Genomic DNA, 23,101 nt, shown 5'->3' with positions numbered 1-23,101 from the left:
TGCATTAAATCAAATCGGAAACTTATTCATCCACTCAAGTGCATCATTAAATGCAAACTGGTTAATAAGTCTTAACAAGTCATGACTGCGCCCCCGCCATAAGCATTCAAATCCCTGTTGATTTTCTTCAAAAAACTCAGCAGCAGAAGCATCCCCCTCCTGTAATAAACCCTTCAAGTTTTCAAACAGTTTTTTCTTTTCATCGTAATCCAAAGAAAGCTCATTGCCCCACTGAATAGGTTCTGCTGGAGAACTATCATATTCCTGATTAAAATAAAATGACCTTAATCCATCAAGTAGCTCCTTGATAGGCTGAGCAATCTCATGATACGTATTGTGGACCAACTCATTAATCTCACCTTTACTCAGTGAAAACTCAAGATCTGCAGATACTTTTTGTAATGTATCTGCCCCAATCGTTGCTGCAATTCCCTTTAAAGTATGTGCATGCCGCTTGGCATCTATACCATTTTTAGCCGCAATTGCATCCATTAAGCCTGACTGAATTTTAGGTATTTCATCTAAAACTTTAATTAATAAACGACGATAAAAAACCGGATTATCCATTGCATATTTAAGGCCAATATCTGTATTTAAACCAGCAATAAAAGATGGAAGCCCATCTATTACAGAATTATCATCAGCGACCACTTTTACGGCAGGCAGAGCCAGCTCTCCTTTCACTTCCGGCAACCACTGAATCAGTTTTTCGATTAATAAGTCAGGATCTATTGGCTTAAGTAAATGATCACTCATGCCCGATTCCTTACACATTTTCTTATCATCACTCATCGCCAATGCAGTTAATGCAATGATAGGAATGTCATTTAAAAACCGACCCGCACGTATTATTCTTGTAGCACTCCATCCATCCATAACCGGCATTTGAATGTCCATAAGAATCAAATCAAAGACTTCTTTTTCTACAATATTGACCGCCTGCTGCCCATCACTCACCACGGTAACTTGCATTTCTGCATCAATTAGTATTTCACTTGCCACTTGTTGATTTAACGAATTATCTTCTACCAATAAAATACGTGATCCACGGCGGCTGACTAAAGCGTGACGTTGCTGATCCTTTAATACAGCAAGAGGAACATCACCCTGTTTATTTTTCTTTAAAGGAACACAAAACCAGAAACAGCTTCCTTTTTTTTCTTCACTGATTAATCCAATTGTGCCATGCATCAAACTCACTAATTGCTTTGCAATAACCAAGCCTAAACCTAAACCACCAAATTTTCTTGTCGCAGACGTATCAGCCTGACTAAATGCCTGAAATAACTGCGCTTGCTGCTCATCACTTATACCAACACCCGTATCTAAAATAGAGAACTTCACGACTACACCATCAGGGCTTTCTGATTCAAGGTCAACAATTAATTCAACCTGACCTTGAGATGTAAATTTCACGGCATTTGCAACCAGATGCAGTAATACTTTCTCTAAATGCTTTGCATCACCCATTACTGAAGCAGGTAATGATGGTGAAAACCTAGAAAGTAAAGCCAAACCCTTTACTCTTGCCTCAACACTTAAACGATTAAGTACATTATCTAAAATAGACTGCAAATGAAATGCTGAAAACTCTAATTTAAGCTGCCCCTCTTCCATTCTGGAAAAATCAAACATATCATTAATGATACTTAACAAATGCTCGCTCGATTTTTGAATAACTTCAATATAATTCTGCTGCTTTACGTTCAAATCTGTTTTTAATACCAAATGAGTCATGCCAATAATAGCATTCATCGGCGTACGAATTTCATGGCTGATATTCGCCAGAAAATCCCGCTTTATTTTCAAAGTTTCATCTAATATTTTCTTAATTCGACCCTGCTCTCTAATTACACCACCAGCCAGAGGGTTTGCAGTAATTAATAAACAGATAATTGGCCCATTTTCACTCTGATAAGGAAGCAAACTTAAACACATTTCAGCACGAAACATTTCACAATTTAAATATTGCCAAGAAAAAATAGCCCCGTCACTAAGATGCCCACCATCGCTCATAAGCATAAAACTATCTAGCTGCTCCAGAAATAATTTTCTATCATCCTCTACCAATAACTGCTCAATATCCACACCTAGAAAAGAAAACGGCGTGGATGAAAACAAAATTGCAAGCGCTTGATTTACCCAGATAATTTGTCCTTCAGCATTAATCAGCAGCATTGCCTCGGACGAGAAATTTAAAATACTCTTATAATTAGCATCTATTTCCTGTTGTTGCTCTTTACTTTTTTCTAAGGCACGAAGATACAAACCAGAAATCTCAGCCAGTTTTTGCTGAAATTCTAATGGAGCCTCCCCATCCGTAAGTAATTTTATTTGAGTTCGCACGCAGCCCCCCACACTCATCAGATCCTCCTCCCAATACCCTCTAACATAAGCACCAAGACAATAAGACACCACTCACTCTTACAGTAAGATGCAGGCACAATGAATTCTAGTTCAAAAATTTAGATAAATCTGGATTTGAAACCAGCCATTTTTTGAAATATAAAAGAACAAACAAATACAAATTGGGCTAATTTCTATAAAAACTAAATAGCATTGCTCATCAGAATAAGAAACTTAATTAGTCAGAAAAGTTGGAATATGTAAGATTTAAATCACCTTACCAAATCAGGCTAAGCTCTGCTTTTCTTGCACGCAAAGCAAAACCCCCGCCTCTTTCGAGTACGGGGGTCTTGTTTACGGCTTAGGGTGTCTGGCAATGACCTACTTTCACACAGGTAATCTGCACTATCATCGGCGCTAAGGTGTTTCACTGTCCTGTTCGGGATGGGAAGGAGTGGGACCACCTCGCTATGGTCGCCAGACTTTAACGGGTTAACTCGTTGTGTGTATTGCTCCACAACGCGTTCAGTTCAATAGAAGAAGTAATATGTACTGCTTGTTGCTCTCAAATCTAACTCTAATCTGGGTAGATTATATACCGTCGCACACACGCGTCTCAGGTTATAGGATCAAGCCTTACGGGCAATTAGTATCGGTTAGCTTAATGCATTACTGCACTTCCACACCCGACCTATCAACGTCCTGGTCTCGAACGACCCTTTAAAAGGCTTAAAGCCTTGGGGAAATCTCATCTTGAGGCGAGTTTCGCGCTTAGATGCTTTCAGCGCTTATCTCTTCCAGATTTAGCTACCCGGCGATGCCACTGGCGTGACAACCGGTACACCAGAGATCTGTCCACTCCGGTCCTCTCGTACTAGGAGCAGCCCCCCTCAAATTTCCAACGCCCACTGCAGATAGGGACCAAACTGTCTCACGACGTTTTGAACCCAGCTCACGTACCACTTTAAATGGCGAACAGCCATACCCTTGGGACCGGCTACAGCCCCAGGATGTGATGAGCCGACATCGAGGTGCCAAACTCCGCCGTCGATGTGAACTCTTGGGCGGAATCAGCCTGTTATCCCCGGAGTACCTTTTATCCGTTGAGCGATGGCCCTTCCATTCAGAACCACCGGATCACTATGTCCTGCTTTCGCACCTGCTCGACTTGTCTGTCTCGCAGTTAAGCCGCCTTATGCCATTACACTATCAGTACGATGTCCGACCGTACCTAGGCGACCTTCGAGCTCCTCCGTTACAATTTGGGAGGAGACCGCCCCAGTCAAACTGCCTACCATGCACGGTCCCCGATCCGGATAACGGACCAAGGTTAGAACCTCAAAGGGGTCAGGGTGGTATTTCAAGGTCGGCTCCACACAGACTAGCGTCCATGCTTCATAGCCTCCCACCTATCCTACACAAACCACTTCAAAGTCCAATGCAAAGCTACAGTAAAGGTTCACGGGGTCTTTCCGTCTAGCAGCGGGGAGATTGCATCTTCACAAACATTTCAACTTCGCTGAGTCTCAGGAGGAGACAGTAGGGCCATCGTTACGCCATTCGTGCGGGTCGGAACTTACCCGACAAGGAATTTCGCTACCTTAGGACCGTTATAGTTACGGCCGCCGTTTACTGGGACTTCAGTCAAGAGCTTGCACCCCATCATTTAATCTTCCAGCACCGGGCAGGCGTCACACCCTATACGTCGTCTTTCGACTTTGCAGAGTGCTGTGTTTTTGATAAACAGTCGCAGCCCCCATTTCTCTGCGACCCATTTCTGCTCCATTCGCGAAGAACTTCACATACTCTGGGCTCACCTTCTCCCGAAGTTACGGTGATAATTTGCCGAGTTCCTTCTCCTGAGTTCTCTCAAGCACCTTAGAATTCTCTTCCTACCCACCTGTGTCGGTTTGCGGTACGGTCAATATAAAGCTGAAGCTTAGAGGCTTTTCTTGGAAGCATAGGATCAATCACTTCAGTCCGAAGACTTCGTCGTCACGTCTCAGCGTTATAGCAGCCCGGATTTGCCTAAGCCACACGCCTACTCGCTTAAACCACCTATTCCAACAGATGGCTGACCTACCTTTCTCCGTCCCCCCATCGCACTTTATATCGGTACGGGAATATTAACCCGTTGTCCATCGACTACGCATTTCTGCCTCGCCTTAGGGGCCGACTCACCCTGCGCCGATGAACGTTGCGCAGGAAACCTTGGGTTTTCGGTGTGCGGGCTTTTCACCCGCATTATCGCTACTCATGTCAGCATTCGCACTTCCGATACCTCCAGCATCCTTCTCAAGACACCTTCGCAGGCCTACGGAACGCTCCTCTACCATATGTACCATCGGCACATATTCGCGTCTTCGGTTATCAGTTTGAGCCCCGTTACATCTTCCGCGCAGGACGACTCGACCAGTGAGCTATTACGCTTTCTTTAAATGATGGCTGCTTCTAAGCCAACATCCTGGCTGTCTATGCCTTCCCACCTCGTTTTCCACTTAACTGATTATTTGGGACCTTAGACGGCGATCTGGGTTGTTTCCCTCTTGACCATGGACGTTAGCACCCACAGTCTGTCTCCCATGCTCGCACTTGACGGTATTCAGAGTTTGCCATGGTTTGGTAAGTCGCGATGACCCCCTAGCCATAACAGTGCTTTACCCCCGTCAGTGATACATGAGGCACTACCTAAATAGTTTTCGAGGAGAACCAGCTATTTCCAAGTTTGTTTAGCCTTTCACCCCTATCCACAGCTCATCCCCTAATTTTGCAACATTAGTGGGTTCGGACCTCCACTGCGTATTACCGCAGCTTCATCCTGGCCATGGATAGATCACTTGGTTTCGGGTCTACGCCCAGCAACTATGCGCCCTATTCGGACTCGGTTTCCCTACGCCTCCCCTACTCGGTTAAGCTCGCTACTGAACGTAAGTCGCTGACCCATTATACAAAAGGTACGCAGTCACCCCATTTTTCAAGGGCTCCCACTGTTTGTATGCATCCGGTTTCAGGTTCTATTTCACTCCCCTCCCGGGGTTCTTTTCGCCTTTCCCTCACGGTACTGGTTCACTATCGGTCGATGATGAGTATTTAGCCTTGGAGGATGGTCCCCCCATCTTCAAACAGGATTTCTCGTGTCCCGCCCTACTTGTCGCATGCTTAGTACCAACCAATCTTTTTCGTGTACGGGGCTATCACCCACTGTCGCCAGACTTTCCAGACTGTTCCACTAAAGTTTGATTTATCACATGCAGGCTCTTCCCATTTCGCTCGCCACTACTTTGGGAATCTCGGTTGATTTCTTTTCCTTCGGCTACTTAGATGTTTCAGTTCGCCGAGTTCGCTCTACACCACCTATGTATTCAGTGATGAGTGACCCATTCGGGCCGGGTTTCCCCATTCGGATATCGATGGATCAAAGCTTATTTGCCAGCTCCCCATCGCTTTTCGCAGGCTAACGCGTCCTTCTTCGCCTATCATCGCCAAGGCATCCACCAGATGCACTTAGTCGCTTGATCCTATAACCTCAAACACGTATCAACAAAGTTAATACAATTCGAAGTATCTGATTTCGCTTTGTTTGCGACATCGATTATTCAGTTCTGACTTCGAATAATCGATTTTTATACAATCTACCCTTATTTATTTCTAAACTTGAGTATTACTTCTTCTATTTTTTTAAAGATCAAAGATACATATTGCTGATTTTAGAAATCAGAAATAAAACATCGTCCCAAGCTTTAAATCTCTCTTGAGACAATATGTTATTTCTAGTTTCTTACTTCATTCCACCACTCAAAGGAGTGGTGGAGGCTAACGGACTCGAACCGTTCACCCCCTGCTTGCAAAGCAGGTGCTCTACCAGATGAGCTAAGCCCCCAGTTACTTCGCTATACTTCGTCACTCAATCTCTCGTTTACCTTAGTAAACATCGAGATTTTATTTCTCGTCTAGCTCGCAATAAATTATTGCAATTTAAAATCAAGTTGCCTGCTCAATAAATTCATTAAGCAATCACCTCTCTGGCCGCAATAGTCAAGTGAGGCTAGAAATAAAATAACGCAGTGTACGTTTCAGTACACAAATTATTTTATGACGACGCATCACGCAGGCTAGTGCGGATTAGAATGGTGGGTCAGACAGGAATCGAACCTGTGACCCCCGCCTTATCAAGACGGTGCTCTAACCGACTGAGCTACTGACCCATTTCAGAATATTCAGGTAGCTAATCTACGCCGCCTGAGCAACTGAGCAATCTGATTTTTACGAAAACTTCTCGTATCTTCTTTTCTACAGTCGATGAGTGTGAGTACTCAATCCAAAAGTCTTCTCTTGAAAGGAGGTGATCCAGCCGCAGGTTCCCCTACGGCTACCTTGTTACGACTTCACCCCAGTCATGAATCCCACCGTGGTAAGCGGCCTCCCGAAGGTTAGCCTACCTACTTCTGGTGAAACCCATTCCCATGGTGTGACGGGCGGTGTGTACAAGGCCCGGGAACGTATTCACCGCGACATGCTGATCCGCGATTACTAGCGATTCCGACTTCATGGAGTCGAGTTGCAGACTCCAATCCGGACTACGATCGGTTTTATGAGATTAGCTCCACCTCGCGGCTTGGCAACCCTCTGTACCGACCATTGTATGACGTGTGAAGCCCTAGCCATAAGGGCCATGAGGACTTGACGTCATCCCCACCTTCCTCCGGTTTGTCACCGGCAGTCTCCTTAAAGTGCCCAACCAAATGATGGCAACTAAGGACAAGGGTTGCGCTCGTTGCGGGACTTAACCCAACATCTCACGACACGAGCTGACGACAGCCATGCAGCACCTGTGTTCAAGTTCCTTGCGGCACCCCCCAATCTCTCAGAGGTTCTTGACATGTCAAGGCTAGGTAAGGTTTTTCGCGTTGCATCGAATTAATCCACATCATCCACCGCTTGTGCGGGCCCCCGTCAATTCCTTTGAGTTTTAGCCTTGCGGCCGTACTCCCCAGGCGGTCTACTTCACGCGTTAGCTGCGTTACTAAGGAACGAATTCCCCAACAACTAGTAGACATCGTTTAGGGCGTGGACTACCAGGGTATCTAATCCTGTTTGCTCCCCACGCTTTCGTGCATGAGTGTCAGTATTAGCCCAGGGGGTTGCCTTCGCCATCGGTGTTCCTCCGCATCTCTACGCATTTCACTGCTACACGCGGAATTCCACCCCCCTCTGCCATACTCTAGTTCACCAGTTTGCAATGCAATTCCCAGGTTGAGCCCGGGGCTTTCACATCACACTTAATCAACCACCTGCGCACCCTTTACGCCCAGTAATTCCGATTAACGCTTGGACCCTACGTATTACCGCGGCTGCTGGCACGTAGTTAGCCGGTCCTTATTCTTCCGGTACTGTCATCCCCAAAAGATATTAGCTCTTAGGATTTCCTCCCGGACAAAAGCGCTTTACAACCCGAAGGCCTTCTTCACGCACGCGGCATTGCTGGATCAGGCTTGCGCCCATTGTCCAAGATTCCCCACTGCTGCCTCCCGTAGGAGTCTGGACCGTGTCTCAGTTCCAGTGTGGCGGATCGTCCTCTAAGACCCGCTACAGATCGTCGCCTTGGTGAGCCTTTACCTCACCAACTAGCTAATCTGATATCGGCCGCTCTAATAACGAGAGGTCTTGCGATCCCCCTCTTTCCCCCTCAGGGCGTATGCGGTATTAGCTATCCTTTCGGATAGTTATCCCCCATTACTAGGTACGTTCCGATATATTACTCACCCGTTCGCCACTCGTCAGCGCTGCAAGCAGCCTGTTACCGTTCGACTTGCATGTGTAAAGCATGCCGCCAGCGTTCAATCTGAGCCAGGATCAAACTCTTTAGTTTAATCACTAAGCTAGTACTTACTGGCTTACAAAACTCAAGCCATTCCGAAAAATGACTCTTACTATGCAAGCACTTGTTTCGCTTCCGAATCAAGCACTCACACTCATCGACTGTATTTTTTTAAAGATCGTTTCGCTTGCCCAAACACTGTGTTGCCGTGTGTGCTGCAGCGAGAGGCCGAACTATACCGGCCAGGCCTTATTCGGTCAACCCTTGTACGCAAGCTAAATTCATTTAACACGGTAAGCAATTGATTTAGAAAAGCACAAACTAAGCAACGGCGTCTTTGATCGCTTTAAGTGGCGTGTACTTCAGTGCTTTCTTCGCAGGGATTTGCACTGGTTCGCCTGTTCTTGGGTTGCGGCCAACGCGTGCATCGCGGTGTTTTACCGCCAATTTACCAATCCCTGGCAAAGTGACTTCACCGCCGCCCTTCAAAGTTGCACCAGTCACATCACCCAGTGCTTCTAAGGTGGCTTCTACTGCCTTTTTAGAAATACCCGGCAATTCGTACTCAGCAACTCTGAGTACAGCCTCAATGAGCTCTCTCTTATTCATAGTTAAATTCCAGATATTGAAATAATTTAGAGCCCATTGTGCCAGCCATTATTACTTTATGTCTGTTTGAAATTGAGAGAAAGATTATTTATTAGGCTTTGCTGCAACAGTTATCCCTTTAGCATTTTAGTTCCCCACTTAGGAACAACAACAATTGCGATTCTAAATATTTACTGAAAAAATAAGCAAATGCCTCTTACTCTCAACTCTCCTGCTATCCAAATAGCGGTGCTGCTTTTATCGCCAGCACCACTACTCAGCATTGCTGGTATTGATACCGTACTGGGATTGGCCAATACAATCAGCGATAAAACCCTATATAGCCTTCAGTATTATTCCCTAGATGGTGCCGCCATTCCCCTGCCCACCGGCGGGTACTATCCCCATCTGCCCACTTTAGCCGACACCAAAGCGGTTGACGTCTTACTCGTCACTTCCCAGACCCCGCCTTTTGCAAACGATCCGCGCCTTGCTCTGCTTAAGCCACTACTTAATGACCCCTCTTTAGTAGGCGCGATTGATTGTGGTGCATGGTGGCTGGCAGCCTGTGGTCTACTGGATCATCACCGAGCCACATTGCGCTGGCCTGAGCTACGGGCTTTTGCTGCAACTTTTCCCCATGTAATTTGCACCCAAAACCTATATGAGTTTGACCGCAAATATTTTAGCTGTGGCGCAGGTGCTGCAACACTAGATGCCATGCTGGCTTTAGTTGCCAGGCAGCAAAACCTTGCTCTGGCCGAGCAGATTGCTGAATCTTTATGTATTGAACACCTGCGCACGCCCGATACCCGCCAGCGCACTTCGCATGCAGTGCAACTTGGCCAGCGCCAGCCGAAGCTCAGCGCCGTACTAGAATTAATGGAAGCTCATTTAGAAGATCCCATCAGTAGCGACGAGCTGGCGCGGCATGTGGATTTATCCCGCCGCCAGTTAGAACGTCTGTTTAAACAGCATTTAGATACCCTGCCCGCCCGCCACTATATGCAATTACGTTTAGAACGGGCTCGTACCATATTGCAACGCACGGGGATTTCTGTGGTGCAAATTGGTTTATCTTGTGGCTTTTCTTCGGGTGCGCATTTTGCTACGGCCTACCGTGCTCACTTTGGCCTGTCCCCCCGGGACGAGCGTGCCGCTTTCTCTAAGCAATAAACCTGCGGCTTTCCCTAGGTAGTAAAGGTGTAAAGCTATAGCTTTATGTCGCATTTCTAGAAGCTTGATTAAGGGTGCCTGTTCTACACTGGATGGACTTTATCCCGTTTGCAGGATCTCTCTCCCATGCCTACCGTAAATCGCGCCACCTTTGATCAAGTTATGGTTCCCAACTACGCTCCGGCGCCGTTTATTCCGGTAAAAGGCCTGGCCTCACGCTTGTGGGATCAGGAAGGCCGCGAGTATGTAGACTTCTCCAGTGGCATCGCCGTCACCAGCCTTGGTCATTTGCACCCGGAGCTGACGGCCGTATTGCACGAGCAGGCCGATCAGCTTTGGCATTTATCTAATGGCTTTACCAACGAGCCAGCACTGCGCCTGGCGCAACGCCTGATTGACGCCACTTTTGCCGAACGCGTGTTCTTTTGTAATTCTGGCGCAGAGGCCAATGAAGCAGCGCTAAAACTGGCCCGCCGTTATGCTGTAGACCATTTTTCCAGCGATAAAGACCAGATTATTGCCTGCGCCCAATCCTTCCACGGCCGCACCCTGTTTACTGTATCGGTAGGTGGCCAGCCCAAATATGCAGAAGGCTTTGGCCCAACGCCTGGCGGTATCAGCCACGTGCCGTTTAATGATCTGGCCGCGATAGAAGCCATGATTAGTGACAAAACCTGCGCGGTAATTGTGGAACCTGTACAGGGTGAAGGCGGCGTAATCCCTGCCACGCAAGAATACCTAAGGGCCCTGCGTGCCCTTTGTGACAAACACAATGCCCTGCTGATTTTTGATGAAGTACAAATTGGCGTAGGCCGCTCAGGCTCGCTCTATGCTTATATGCACTATGGCGTCACACCCGATATTCTGACTTCGGCCAAAGCACTGGGTAATGGTTTGCCAATTGGTGCGATGCTGACCACGGCCAAAATTGCCAGCGCCTTTGTCGTTGGCACGCACGGCTCCACTTATGGCGGCAACCCGCTGGTCACCGCCGTGGCCGACAAAGTGATCGAGCTGATTAATACGCCAGCTGTATTAAATGGCGTAAAACACCGCAATAAGCTGCTTGTAGATGGCTTAAATCAGATCAATGCCAAACACAGTGTGTTTAAAGAGATTCGTGGCAGCGGCTTATTGATTGGTGCCGAGCTGGCCCCGGTATTGCAAGGCCGCGCCAAAGATGTAGTGACATTAGGTGCAAAGCACGGAGTGGTGCTCTTGATGGCGGGCCCGAATGTGTTGCGTCTGCTGCCATCTTTAGTGATCTCAGAAGCCGATCTGGCCGAAGGCCTGCGCCGCCTGGAGACAGTGATTGCCGAGCTGGTACCGGCGACTGTTGCAGCTTAGATTTATAAAATATTCGAAACCCACACCTTAAACCACGGAGGACATTGAGAGCACGAAGTTTCACGGAAAACAACAAATTCAACACAGGCATGTAAAACCAAATGGTTTTCTCCGTGTAACTCCGTGTTCTCCCCAACTCCATGGTTCAATATTTGGGTTTTAAGCTCCACCATCCACCTCCACTCGGATCGCCCCTATGCTTATCGTAAGACCAGGAAAACTGTCCGACCTTGATCAATTGGAGCGCATGGCGCGCTCTAAGGGGCCGATTTTGCATTCACTGCCGCCGGATCGCTCACGCCTGCAAGAGCTGATTTTAAGCTCGATTGACTCCCTGGAAAACGAGATCGACTACCCTGGCGAAGAAAGCTATTTATTTGTATTAGAAGAAAACGGCGTTTTATACGGATCCGCCAGCATCGTTGCCCTTGCCGGGCAGCACGAACCTTTTTATGCTTTTCGCAATGAAGTGGTGATACACGCCTCGCGTGAGCTGCATGTCAATCACCGGATTCACGCCTTGGTGATGTCGCACGAGCTAACCAGCTGTACGCGGCTGACCGGCTTTTATATCGAACAAAAAAAAGCCGCCTATGCCGATTTACTCTCCCGTGCGCGGCTACTATTTATTGCCCAGCACCGCCAGCGCTTTAGTAAAGATATTTTCTCTGTGCTGCCCGGCATTGCCGATGCGGATGGCAATTCGCCTTTCTGGGAGAGCGTGGGGCGCAAATTTACCCGCCGTGACTTTGCTGAAATGGAGATAGAATCGGGCGGGCGCAGCCGTGGTTTTATTGCCGAAGTGATGCCGCTTGATCCGCTGTATGTGCCGTTGCTCTCAATCGAGGCCCAGCGAGTGATGGGCGAACCTCACACCAGTGCCCGACTGCCTTATCAATGCCATCTGGACGAAGGGTTTGAGCCGGATCGCTTTATCGATATTTTTGATGCCGGCCCCGTGCTTACCGCCACGCTCGACGCCTGTTATTCGCTACGCCACAGCGCCTTACACCGTATTGCTTACGAATCCAACGTCCACGGCACAGCCAGCTACTTGGTTTGCAATACCTCCAGCAGTGAGTTTCGCTGCATTAAAACGCATTTACCTAAGCAGCTTAGCCAGGATATCTCACTGCCAGCGACCTTAGTCAGCCTGTTAAATGCCGATCTTGGCAGCGAAGTACGCTGCGTAAAGCTGAACCACTCAGGGGCTGCATGATGAAAGAGCTCAGCTCATCCCTTAGCAATCACCATGGAGTTGCACTATGAAAATTGTGCGACTTTGTCAGTTTAGCGATGTAGACAAGCTGGTCGAGCTGGCACATAAAGCCGGCCCCGGCATGACCACCCTCAAGCCCGACCCGGGTGCACAGGCTGCCAGAATCGACCGCGTTCGCCGCACTTTACAAGGCAGCGCAACGCTGGCTGATCAGGGCTATCTATTTTTAATGGAAGAAACAGACACTGGCGAGATTGTCGGCGTGTGCGGCATTGAAACCGCCGTAGGGCTGGAACAACCATTTTACACCTACCGTATCGACACTACAGTTTACGCCAGCCGCGAGCTGGGCATCTGGAGCAAGATGGACAAACTTTCCATCTCGCACGATCTGACCGGCTACGCCGAGCTTTGCTCATTATTTTTAGACCCGCTGCACCGCGTGAACTGCAATGGGGCGCTGTTATCTAAATCCCGCTTTATGTTTTTGGCGCAATTTGCTGAGCGCTTTGGGACTCGCGTCTGTGCCGAAATGCGCGGCGTGTTTGACGAGCACGGTGATTCGCCCTTCTGGCGCGCGCTAGGCAGCCATTTTTATCGTATCGATTTTCATGAAGCAGACCGATTAGTGTCACTAGGCCAAAAGTCTTTTCTGGCCGAACTGATGCCACGTTTTCCGGTGTATATCGATTTTTTACCTGACGAGGCCAAAGCCTGTATTGGCACTACCCACAAAGACACCACACCAGCTCGTCATCTATTGGAAAGTGAAGGATTACGGCTGGAGCGGCACATCGATATCTTTGAAGCCGGCCCCGTGCTGGAAGCCCGTATCGACAGCCTGAGAGTAATGCGGGAGAGTAGCTTATGTAATGTGGTGATCAGCGACGCACACACAAACCCAACTGCGCCACATTTAATTGCTACCAGTCAGCTTAAAAAATTCCGGACCGGACTCATCTACACAGCTCCGAAGCAAGGCCTGATTATATTAACGCCAGCAGAAGCCAAGGCATTGCAAGTTAAAACAGGAGATCAGGTCAGAATGATGGAAGCTTATCCACGGAGAGTGGCGTAGCACCAAACATAACAATTGAAACCCAAACCTTGAACCACGGAGGAAAAAGAGCACACGGAGGGCCACGGAAAAAAACAAGTAACTTAGCTCAATCAAACTTATCACTCCCGCTCGGTCAAAAATCCAGTATTTACGCGGAGTCCCCAACAAAAACGCTCGGGGATGACGACAATGGCTCCATAGGGTTTCTCCGTACAATTCCGTGTTCTCTGTACTCTCCGTGGTTAAAGATTTGGGTTTTGATTTTGAATCAGCAAACATTCTTAAAGGATGACAACATGGCTCAACTGTTTATTAATGGCCAATGGCAAGATGGTACGGGTAGTGAATTGATTTCTACCAATCCGGCCAATAACGCCGTGGTGTGGCAGGGCAACAGCGCCAGCAGCGACGATGTAAATCTCGCCATGCATGCTGCCCGCAATGCTTTTCCGGCCTGGAAGCGTACATCGTTAGAAGCGCGGATTGCCATTGTGCGCCGCTTTGCCGAGCTGCTTGGCGAGCATAAAGAAGACCTGGCTCATGCCATTGGCTTTGAAACCGGTAAGCCTTTGTGGGAATCGCGTCAGGAAGTAGCGGCGATGGTGGGCAAGATAGAGATTTCTATCCGCGCCCATGCCGAGCGCACCGGTGAGCGCAGCAGCGCCACGCCGGATGGCAACGCCGTTTTGCGCCATCGCCCACATGGCGTAGTAGCGGTATACGGCCCCTATAACTTCCCCGGCCATTTGCCCAACGGCCATATTGTACCTGCGCTCTTGGCGGGCAATTGCATTGTGTTTAAGCCGTCCGAGCAAGCGCCGCTGGTGGCCGAAAAAACGGTTCAGCTTTGGCAAGCCGCTGGCCTGCCTGCCGGGGTGATGGCACTGCTGCAGGGCGAAAAAGAAACCGGCATCGCGCTAGCCAAACACGAAGACCTGAACGGCCTGCTGTTTACCGGCAGCTCCGGCACCGGGGTGGCGTTGCACAAGCAATTTGCGGGTCACCCCGATTTTATGCTTGCTTTAGAAATGGGCGGTAATAACCCGCTGATTATTGCTCCGACCGAAGCACTGGATGCGGCTGTCCACCACACCATTCAATCAGCATTTTTATCTGCCGGCCAGCGCTGCACCTGCTCGCGCCGCATTCTGGTGCCCCATGGTGAGTTTGGGGACCGCTTCCTAAATCGCCTGATTGAAGTGGCTGGCAAGCTGTCTATCGGCCATTTTGACGCTGCCGAGCAGCCTTTTATGGGCTCAGTCATCTCCTTAGCCGCCGCCCGCCAGCTGATGGCGGCGCAAGACAAACTGATCGCTCAGGGCGCTGTGCCGCTACTGAAAATGCAACACGCCGATCCAAGCAACGCCTTCGTCACACCGGCGATTCTGGATGTCAGCAAAGTAGCAAATTTACCTGACGAAGAATACTTTGGCCCGCTGACGCAAATCATTCGCTACAGCGATTTTGCCAAGGCGATAGAAATTGCCAACGATACGGCTTATGGCCTGTCCGCTGGCCTGTTGGCCGATGACCCGGCACTGTGGGATGAATTCAAAACCGAGATCAACGCAGGTGTGGTGAACTGGAACCGCCCAACCAACGGCGCATCCTCTGCTGCGCCATTTGGCGGCACAGGCAAATCTGGTAACCACCGCCCCAGTGCCTATTACGCGGCCGACTATTGCACCACACCAATGGCATCCATTGAATCGGCGATGCTAATGCTGCCTGCACAGCTATCGCCAGGAATTAGCTTGTAAATACTTGAGCACACAATAAAAAACGGGAAGCCTAAGCTTCCCGTTTTTTATTGTCTTTACTTAAAATAAATAAGTAAAAGTGCAAAATCCTTCAAAACTTACTTTGCAGACTGAAGCTTACGACGGCGTGAAGCCAGCAAACCTACCAGGCCCAAGCCCATCAGCGCGTAGGTTTCTGGCTCTGGAACAGGTGAAGGCATCTGTGTATCCAGCGAAATATTGTCCAGGGCAAAATCATTACCGTACGCAGCAGTAACAAAATTACTTATATACAAACTAGCTACCGTGTATGAGCCTGAATTCCAAACACCGTAAAACTTTTTCCAATTGCCATCCGTTGTTACAGTAAACGGAGCCTGAACTCCTTCGGAGAACGAATCCAGCTGTTCACCATTAATAGTAAACCCAAGCTTCGCCGGATTATGAGAATCAAGCGAAGCCACCCAGGCCGAGAAATAGTAATTGGTGTTTTCCGAAACACTTACCTTCTGCCCCCAGACACTCACCTTATCATTACTACTACCCGGAGCAGCATAGGCACCATTCACCATCATCATCTTATTGTCAGAAGCAAACGATGCCTTATCCTTATTATCAAACCACGGGTTCCCAACACCAACATCAGAGCCAACCAAATACGCACCCTCATGCCAAACCCTCTTACTATCATCAAGCTTGCCAGCCTCGCTTAAATCCTGATCCCCCATTGATGTATATTCACTCCAAAACCCAGTATCACCAGCTTCAAAATCGCCATTAACTACCAGATTTTCAGCGTAAACTTGTGGAGCAACAGAAAGCGACGCCAGCGCCAGCCATGTTAAAAATTTTAGCTTCATTACTATTTAACCCCTAATTATTTATATTTATTGACGTAAAATAAACCATCACAATCACGCAACTTAAGAATATTTAAATAAACACACCAATAAAAACCAATAAATTCAATAACTTAAATATCTAAAGCTGTTTGACGCCGAGATAATAACGTACATCTATAAAAAAAATACATACATACTTCAGCGTAGTCACAAAACATTTTTATTTTGAATACATTTAAATTAAAGAAATCCGCATTTTATGTACGACAGTATATTCATAAGTTTTCAATCACAGATTGAGCTTGCTAACAGACAGTTCAATTCGGATAATGTTCTATCCAGATAATAACACCATAACGCTGATAATAAATATAAATTGTAAATTCAAGGTGTGAAAGTCATCACAATAAAAATTACCATTTACTAATAGTTCTAAATACTTTCAAAATACACAAACGATAATTAATCGCTAATATTCTAATGTATAATTAATTGCTTATATATTTTTCATCAATAAAGACGCCTACCAAACGTTATGATTTAACGATAGAATGCGCGCATAAAAAACTAACATTGAGCGCTGGCAAAGTACAAACATAGCCACGTCTATGCCCTTTCGTAGCACCCTCATTATAATCAAACAATTATTTTTGACATTATGGGAAATTAGATGTTCAAAATTAAACCCTTATCCGGATTAATTGCGCTCGCGATTACAATGGGCACAATGGCATCAGTCAGCTATGCAGATGAGCAACCCAAAGCCCTTAGCACTGCCGATTTACTGGATAAACTATCCTCACCAAATAGTACAAAACCCAAACCAAGTTTTGATGCCAAAGAATTTGCAGATACAGGCCACCAAAACCCGTCTGCAATAGAAGCCGGACCATTTTTTATCTATCCGACATTAGATATTGCTCTGGGCAGAGACAGCAATGTTGCCAGGACAAACAGCCGGGAAATTTCATCGGCAGCCACATTGCTTAGCCCTTCGATTGTTGCAGATTTATTAAATAACGGTGATCGCTATGTGCTTGGCTATAAGGGAAAATTTCTTCGCTATGCAAACAGCAAAGATAACAATACCGATAGCAATGAATTGCAATTTCAGGCAGAAAATACATATAGCGCACGCTTAAACACCCAAGTATTGGGCAATATACTTTATGCAGAAGATGCAAATGGTACAACCGACAGCGGCTCAAGCACACCGGATCGCTATCGCTCTCTAAGCTTAAAAGGCCTGCTTGGCTACGGGGCAGCAGAAGCCACCGGCCGTATTGAACTAGAAACAGGAATACAAAATAAACGCTACTTAAATAATCAAAGCGTAACGCGCTTTTTTGACCAGGATTCACTCTCGGCAGCCGCACGCTTTTTTTACCGCATCACCCCCCGTACCCGCCTGCTATTTGAAGCACGGGTGCAAAATTTTGATTATGTAGTGAACCCAGATCTGCAAAACAACAAGGAATATCGCTTCTACACAGGAGCCGCCTGGGATGCCAGTGATTACTTCAGCGGCACGGTTAAGGTTGGTGTGCTTAACAAAAATTACGATACAGGCCCAAAAGACGATATCACTAAATTTAGCTACGAGGCCCTGCTGCATTTTACCCCGCTTAGCTATAGCAGCATCGAGCTAAGTGCACTACGCACTCCATCTGAAGCCACCGGCTCGGGCAACTTTCTGCTTGATGACCTATTTAATTTGCAATGGAATCATGCCTGGAATAACTATTTATCTACACGCAGCTACCTCAACTATGTGCAAAGTGATTACTCCGGCATCACCCGCAGCGATGACACCTATGCAACAGGGCTGGCTGTTGATTACAAGCTAAGCCGCTGGTTAAAAGCAGGTGTGGAGCTAAGATACGAAAAACGCAATTCAAATATTACAATCCAAGACTACCACCGCAATATATTTATGGTTAATCTAAGCGGGTCATTGTAATTTTTGCTTACAATTAACCCAGCGAGAAATGCCACTGATGCCAACTAAACCGTTGCTATCAACCTCGAAAGTACAGAGCAAGCTATGTTTTCGAGGTTTTTTATCTTTCACCACTCTGCTTGCCTCTGTGCTTTTAACCACAAATGTCAATGCCTCCATCTTTGATACGCCGCAGGCCAGCGTAGCGCAAGAATTGCCCAGCCTTAAACCGGCCAGTACCCTATCCAACTACAAGCTTGGGGCCGGAGATATAGTAACCATTCGTGTATTTGGCGAAGACGAGCTAAGCCGCGAGCGTGTAAAACTCACCGATGCAGGCACATTGCAATACCCGGTGCTGGGCGAAATTGTAATCAAGGACATGACCACGGGTGATTTACAACGCCTGATCACCACAGGGCTGAAGGGCCGCTACCTAGTAAACCCGCATGTCGCGGTCTTTATCGAAGAATATCGCCCCTACTATATCAATGGCATGATTACCAGTGCAGGAGGCTATCCTTTTCAGCCCGGATTAACCGTGTTAAAAGCCATTGCTTTAGCCGGAGGATTTAAAGAGCGGGCTTCCAAAGAAAAAATTTTTGTAATTCGCGCGGATGACCCAAGCCAGGCACAACAAAAAGTAGATCTGAATACGCTCATTTATCCAGGTGACATCATCACCGTACAAGATAGTTTTTTCTAACTGAAAATTAAATCAGCCATCATTGATCGGCAAGGCAAGGATTAGGCAATATGAATCGAGCTCCACATCCTGCAGGGCTAACGCCGGCACAGGAAACTGCCCCGCTTCTTGAGTATTGGCGCAGTATAAACAAACGAAAATGGCTAATACTTTTTTTTGGTATTACCGTAGCTGCAGTTGCCACTGCAATTGTATTTTCTATTGCTCCCACTTACCGCTCCACCAGTACCCTCTTGATTGAATCCAGCCGGCAAAAAATTCTATCTGTTGAAGAAGTTTATTCAGGAGTGTCCGCCAATCGAGAATATTTTCAAACCCAGGCTGAAATCTTGCAATCCAGAGATTTGGCAATTAAAACCATCAAAAGCCTAAAGCTCTGGGAAAAACCGGCTTTTGACCCGCGTATCGTTAAAAAACCTTTTTGGTCTTCTTTCTTAAAAACAGATGAATCCAAAACCAACTGGACCGAAGACAAACTTGCCGCCGCTATTTATCCCGGCTTTGCTGCAAATATTAATGTTGAATTGGTACGCTTAAGCCAGTTAGTAAAAATAAGTTTTACCAGCAGTGATAAAGAACTCGCAGCGGCAGTGCCGGATAAGCTGGCTGAAATGTATATTGACAGCGACAGAGATGCCCGTTTTGCCATGGCACAAAGTGCTTCGCAATGGCTCAATGTGCGAGTTGATGGATTACGTGAAAAACTGGATAAATCCGAATACGCTCTACAGAAATACCGGGAAACCAACGGAATTATTTCTTTAAGTAAAGAAGGCCAAAATGGCACCGGCACACAAATTGCGGATACCAACCAGCAATTGATTGCCGCCAAAATGAAACGGGCCGAAGCCGAAAATGCATACCGGCAAGTTACGGCCGTTAAAAATGGCGATTACAGCAGTGTGCCTGCCGTCATTACCAACCCACAGGTATCTGACTCCAAAAGACAAGAAGCAGAGGCCGAAAGAAAAGTTTCCGAGCTGATCCAGCGCTACGGAGAAGACCACCCAAAAATGGTTCAGGCCGAGGGAGAATTACGCTCTGCCAAAATCAATGCCAAACGCCAGGTGGACGCCGTAGTAGGCAGCCTGCGCCAAAGCTATGAAGCCGCACTGGGTACAGAGCGGGCTTTAGATGCTGTATTAAGCCAGGCTCGTGGAGCGGTATCTAATTTAAACCGCAAGGAAGTGCAGCTTGGCGTATTAGAGCGTGAAGCTGCAGCAAATCGACAGCTATATGAAAGCTTTATTGCAAGGGCAAAAGAAACAGCGGTATCACAAGACCTGCAATCAGCAATTGCCCGTATTATTGATAAGGCCAGTGTTCCCAATTTACCTATCAAACCAAAAAAATCACAAATCATAACCATAGCAACATTATTTGGTTTATTACTTGCCGCAAGTGCCGCCGTTTTATTAGACCGCATAAATAATACGATTAATAGCAGTGATGATGTAGAACGCTTATTAGGCTACCCATTATTAACCAGCATTCCGCTACTTAATAAAAAACAGGCCAGTAATGCCGGAAAATTAGTTTCAGATGATCCAAAGTCGATTTATTCCGAATCAATATTCACGGCCCGTACCGGCGTAGCTTTATCTTCCATTGATGCGGTACGGCGCACCCTGCTGATTACATCAAGCCTGCCTAATGAAGGTAAAACAACGTTTGCCAGTAATTTAGCTTTGGCATTAGCCGGCACACGCCGCACATTAATCATTGATGGCGATTTACGTAAACCCGGCTTAGCGCGCAAATTGGGCCTAAATCCAACGCACCCTGGCCTGAGCAATCTGGTAGCAGGCACAGCTACTTTGGAAGCATGCTTGCAACATGTGGAAAACACCCGTCTTTATTGCATTTCCACCGGGGATATTCCGCCAAGCTCTTTAGAAATATTAATGTCTAAACGCTTCAGTGAATTATTAAAACAATTATCAGCCACCTTTGAAATACTGGTTATTGACGGCCCGCCATTAAGCCTGGTCAGCGATCCGCTTATTTTAGCTCCACTTTGCAGCGATACTCTTTTTATCACCCGCGCCCAGGAAACACCTCACCCGATTGCCCGCAAAAATCTTGCGCGTATTTCACAAGCAGGCGGACGCATTTTAGGTGTAACCCTCAGCCACCTGGATTTTAAAAAAGCTGAACGCTACTACGGACAATACGGTGCTCAATCTGGAAAACCGTATGGTGTCACTTAAACAAATCATGTGATATAAAATAGGGCAACTTTATTCAAGGTGCCCTATTATTTTGGGTATAAGTATATTGTAAATAGAATCATCCAGGTATTCAGCACAGCGCAGATGCAAAAAAAGGCTAGACCCCCATCAGATAAACCTGGTTATTTAATTCCGAGCATTTACCTATCACAAGATTCAAATCCCCAGATATGCGATAATTAAACAGCATACATTTGATCCCCCTTAATACATCAATACACTAGGCCAAACCAAGCATCATGATTGATATTCACTGCCATATTTTACCTAGCATTGATGATGGCCCGGGGAATATGAAAATGGCGCTGCAATTAGCAGCAAAAGCAGTTAAAAATGGCATAAAAACTGCCGTATTAACACCCCATATTTTCCCTGCCCGCTGGGATAACCAACGTACAGCGCTAGAATGCGAAATAGCAATCTTTAAATTGCACTTAGCCAGTAAAAAAATCCCGCTGGATATCTACCTGGGCGGTGAAGTCCGCCTTGGCGAAGATATCTTGCCACTGCTGGAAAAAAACGAAGTCCCTTTTCTGGGAGAAGTGGATGGCATGAAAATTATGCTATTAGAATTTCCAGACCAGATGATCCCCGTAGGCAGCGATCAATTCATTCGTTATTTTTTAAACCAGGGTATTCGCCCACTCATTGCTCACCCAGAGCGTAATGCCGCCATCCAGGCCCAGCCGGATAAGGCACAACATTTAATTGATTTAGGCTGCTGGCTACAAGTCACAGCCGGATCACTATGCAACCAATTTGGCAGTAAGGCTCGCAAAACAGCAGACTATCTATTGGAAAAGGACTGGATCTATTTATTAGCCAGTGATTGCCATAATCTGGCTTATCGCCCGCCCAATCTGCATTTAGGCCATGCGGCCGTCATGGCACAATATGGGCAGGATTATGCCAATATGCTAACCATTGAACGCCCTCAGGGCATTATAAATAAGCGCAGATGATATCTGGGCAGAATACCCGGAAAAAAGGTGGAGCAAGCCAGAGTCGCTTCTGGAAAGATCTGAAAAAAATGGCCCGCAAGCAGGCCATATAAGGTAAAACAAGTAAGCTTTACTTATAAAACTTAAAAGGTGAGCTAAATAAACATTGCAAGGGGATCGACCCTACATATCTCCATATAATCATCGGTATAGAAACAGAAACGAGTAATCCTATTAGCAATAAAATATAAAAATCTTGAATACCAATAAATTTATTCAACACAATTCTTACGCCGCTACCCACAATCACATGAATTAAATAAATAGCCAGTGAGGCCTGACCAACTTTAAGAAGCAATGAATATTTATTATTTAACAGCATACAAAATGAACTAAGTAACAAAATACAGGATAATGCATATACAAACATCATGATTCGATTAATCATACCGGCTTCAAGTGTGCTTTTGGAAAAAATAAATGCAAATACGGAAAATACAAAATAGAGACCCAGCATCCATTTATTTAAACATATGTATTTGGTATATTGTTTGAATAATATGCCAAATACAAAAAAAACTAAATAATGTGCCGTTAAATCAATCGCAGCAATATACGTAACCGGAAAAAATAACAATACAAACACTGAACATATAAAAATTAAGGCAATATTTTTAATAATCCAGTCTTTTGCAAAAATACAAAATATAAAAATAAAGAATAATGCATATAAAAACCAAAAATGAGCCCTGGGGGACCAGAGCAAATTCAATACCGAAGCAATATCAGCCCCTGTATTTGTATACCTGCTTAAAAAAACCTCCACAGCACCTTGAATCAATGACCAAATAATATAAGGATATAAAATTGTATCCACTTTATTTAAAAAAAGCTTTTTACTCCCCCATTTTTTAGCTGACTGGGAAAAAAGACAACCGGATAAAAAGAAAAACAAGGGCATATGAAAACCATAAATGACCTCATCAACTAGATTTAACAAAGGCAGATAAATACCCAGGCCAGCTTTGATTAAACCACGAACTACATGCCCATAAACAACCAGCAGGATGCCAACTCCTTTGGCATAATCAACCCAGTTATCTCTATAATTGTGAACCATAAAACCTTATACAAAATAAAAAATACTGA

Annotated in this window: 13 protein-coding genes, 2 tRNA genes and 3 rRNA genes; 9 read left to right on the top strand and 9 right to left on the bottom strand. The window is 46.3% G+C overall.

Annotated features, from left to right (window positions below; genetic code table 11):
* Positions 1-9: 9 nt before the first annotated feature.
* From EJO50_RS02080 to EJO50_RS02050, 7 genes are all read right to left on the bottom strand, one after another.
* Positions 10-2,364, bottom strand: a complete 2,355-nt coding sequence (locus EJO50_RS02080; RefSeq protein WP_125971351.1) for a response regulator — start codon at positions 2,362-2,364, stop codon at positions 10-12.
* 350 nt (positions 2,365-2,714) lie between these two features.
* Positions 2,715-2,828, bottom strand: a 5S ribosomal RNA gene (rrf, locus tag EJO50_RS02075).
* A 143-nt stretch (positions 2,829-2,971) separates the two neighbouring features.
* A 23S ribosomal RNA gene (locus EJO50_RS02070) occupies positions 2,972-5,864 on the bottom strand.
* A 286-nt stretch (positions 5,865-6,150) separates the two neighbouring features.
* A tRNA-Ala gene (locus tag EJO50_RS02065) sits at positions 6,151-6,226 on the bottom strand.
* Positions 6,227-6,474: 248 nt separating this feature from the next.
* Positions 6,475-6,551, bottom strand: a tRNA-Ile gene (locus EJO50_RS02060).
* A gap of 130 nt (positions 6,552-6,681) precedes the next feature.
* Positions 6,682-8,215, bottom strand: a 16S ribosomal RNA gene (locus EJO50_RS02055).
* Together the 16S, 23S and 5S rRNA genes with 2 tRNA genes alongside form the textbook arrangement of a ribosomal RNA operon.
* A 270-nt stretch (positions 8,216-8,485) precedes the next feature.
* On the bottom strand, positions 8,486-8,773 hold the full coding sequence (locus tag EJO50_RS02050; RefSeq protein WP_125971350.1) for an HU family DNA-binding protein: 288 nt from the start codon (positions 8,771-8,773) through the stop codon (positions 8,486-8,488).
* A gap of 189 nt (positions 8,774-8,962) precedes the next feature.
* Here EJO50_RS02050 and EJO50_RS02045 point away from each other — a divergent pair, with 189 nt between their 5' ends.
* From EJO50_RS02045 to astD, 5 genes are all read left to right on the top strand, one after another.
* A complete protein-coding gene (locus EJO50_RS02045; RefSeq protein WP_125971349.1) occupies positions 8,963-9,928 on the top strand; it encodes a GlxA family transcriptional regulator in 966 nt (321 codons plus the stop codon).
* Between the two features lie 126 nt (positions 9,929-10,054).
* On the top strand, positions 10,055-11,275 hold the full coding sequence (locus EJO50_RS02040; protein ID WP_125971348.1) for an aspartate aminotransferase family protein: 1,221 nt from the start codon (positions 10,055-10,057) through the stop codon (positions 11,273-11,275).
* A gap of 196 nt (positions 11,276-11,471) precedes the next feature.
* Positions 11,472-12,494 (top strand): arginine N-succinyltransferase, encoded by a 1,023-nt coding sequence (gene astA / locus EJO50_RS02035; RefSeq protein ID WP_125971347.1) that lies wholly within the window; start codon positions 11,472-11,474, stop codon positions 12,492-12,494.
* A gap of 46 nt (positions 12,495-12,540) precedes the next feature.
* Complete coding sequence (gene astA / locus EJO50_RS02030) at positions 12,541-13,572, top strand: arginine N-succinyltransferase (RefSeq protein ID WP_125971346.1); 1,032 nt, start codon at positions 12,541-12,543, stop codon at positions 13,570-13,572.
* A 278-nt stretch (positions 13,573-13,850) separates the two neighbouring features.
* Positions 13,851-15,314 (top strand): succinylglutamate-semialdehyde dehydrogenase, encoded by a 1,464-nt coding sequence (gene astD / locus EJO50_RS02025; protein ID WP_125971345.1) that lies wholly within the window; start codon positions 13,851-13,853, stop codon positions 15,312-15,314.
* Positions 15,315-15,412: 98 nt separating this feature from the next.
* On the opposite strand, the gene EJO50_RS02020 is transcribed toward astD, so the two are convergent.
* Positions 15,413-16,153, bottom strand: coding sequence for a PEP-CTERM sorting domain-containing protein (locus EJO50_RS02020; RefSeq protein ID WP_233702150.1), 741 nt, complete (start codon positions 16,151-16,153; stop codon positions 15,413-15,415).
* A 652-nt stretch (positions 16,154-16,805) separates the two neighbouring features.
* On the opposite strand from EJO50_RS02020, the gene EJO50_RS02015 reads away from it, so the two are divergent.
* From EJO50_RS02015 to EJO50_RS02000, 4 genes are all read left to right on the top strand, one after another.
* Positions 16,806-18,095 (top strand): outer membrane beta-barrel protein, encoded by a 1,290-nt coding sequence (locus EJO50_RS02015; protein WP_125971344.1) that lies wholly within the window; start codon positions 16,806-16,808, stop codon positions 18,093-18,095.
* Between the two features lie 127 nt (positions 18,096-18,222).
* Entirely contained in the window at positions 18,223-18,780 is a 558-nt protein-coding gene (locus EJO50_RS02010) for a polysaccharide biosynthesis/export family protein (protein WP_206434432.1), read from the top strand.
* Between the two features lie 50 nt (positions 18,781-18,830).
* Positions 18,831-20,990, top strand: coding sequence for a GumC family protein (locus tag EJO50_RS02005; protein WP_125971342.1), 2,160 nt, complete (start codon positions 18,831-18,833; stop codon positions 20,988-20,990).
* A 260-nt stretch (positions 20,991-21,250) separates the two neighbouring features.
* Positions 21,251-21,973 (top strand): tyrosine-protein phosphatase, encoded by a 723-nt coding sequence (locus EJO50_RS02000; protein ID WP_125971341.1) that lies wholly within the window; start codon positions 21,251-21,253, stop codon positions 21,971-21,973.
* 109 nt (positions 21,974-22,082) lie between these two features.
* Here EJO50_RS02000 and EJO50_RS01995 read toward each other — a convergent pair whose 3' ends face one another.
* A complete protein-coding gene (locus EJO50_RS01995; RefSeq protein WP_125971340.1) occupies positions 22,083-23,072 on the bottom strand; it encodes an acyltransferase family protein in 990 nt (329 codons plus the stop codon).
* Positions 23,073-23,101 lie beyond the last annotated feature (29 nt).

The sequence above is a fragment of the Iodobacter ciconiae genome, from assembly GCF_003952345.1.
GTDB classification, from domain to species: domain Bacteria; phylum Pseudomonadota; class Gammaproteobacteria; order Burkholderiales; family Chitinibacteraceae; genus Iodobacter; species Iodobacter ciconiae.
Note: the sequence above shows the minus strand (reverse complement) of the source record. Positions and strands in the feature narration are given on the sequence as shown.

Bases quoted from the DNA above. Each gene is read 5' to 3' on its own strand.
- EJO50_RS02080 (WP_125971351.1), bottom strand. From the start codon at position 2,364: ATGAGTGTGGGGGGCTGCGTGCGAACTCAAATAAAATTACTTACGGAT.
- EJO50_RS02050 (WP_125971350.1), bottom strand. From the start codon at position 8,773: ATGAATAAGAGAGAGCTCATTGAGGCTGTACTCAGAGTTGCTGAGTAC.
- EJO50_RS02045 (WP_125971349.1), top strand. From the start codon at position 8,963: ATGCCTCTTACTCTCAACTCTCCTGCTATCCAAATAGCGGTGCTGCTT.
- EJO50_RS02040 (WP_125971348.1), top strand. From the start codon at position 10,055: ATGCCTACCGTAAATCGCGCCACCTTTGATCAAGTTATGGTTCCCAAC.
- astA (WP_125971347.1), top strand. From the start codon at position 11,472: ATGCTTATCGTAAGACCAGGAAAACTGTCCGACCTTGATCAATTGGAG.
- astA (WP_125971346.1), top strand. From the start codon at position 12,541: ATGAAAATTGTGCGACTTTGTCAGTTTAGCGATGTAGACAAGCTGGTC.
- astD (WP_125971345.1), top strand. From the start codon at position 13,851: ATGGCTCAACTGTTTATTAATGGCCAATGGCAAGATGGTACGGGTAGT.
- EJO50_RS02020 (WP_233702150.1), bottom strand. From the start codon at position 16,153: ATGAAGCTAAAATTTTTAACATGGCTGGCGCTGGCGTCGCTTTCTGTT.
- EJO50_RS02015 (WP_125971344.1), top strand. From the start codon at position 16,806: ATGTTCAAAATTAAACCCTTATCCGGATTAATTGCGCTCGCGATTACA.
- EJO50_RS02005 (WP_125971342.1), top strand. From the start codon at position 18,831: ATGAATCGAGCTCCACATCCTGCAGGGCTAACGCCGGCACAGGAAACT.
- EJO50_RS02000 (WP_125971341.1), top strand. From the start codon at position 21,251: ATGATTGATATTCACTGCCATATTTTACCTAGCATTGATGATGGCCCG.
- EJO50_RS01995 (WP_125971340.1), bottom strand. From the start codon at position 23,072: ATGGTTCACAATTATAGAGATAACTGGGTTGATTATGCCAAAGGAGTT.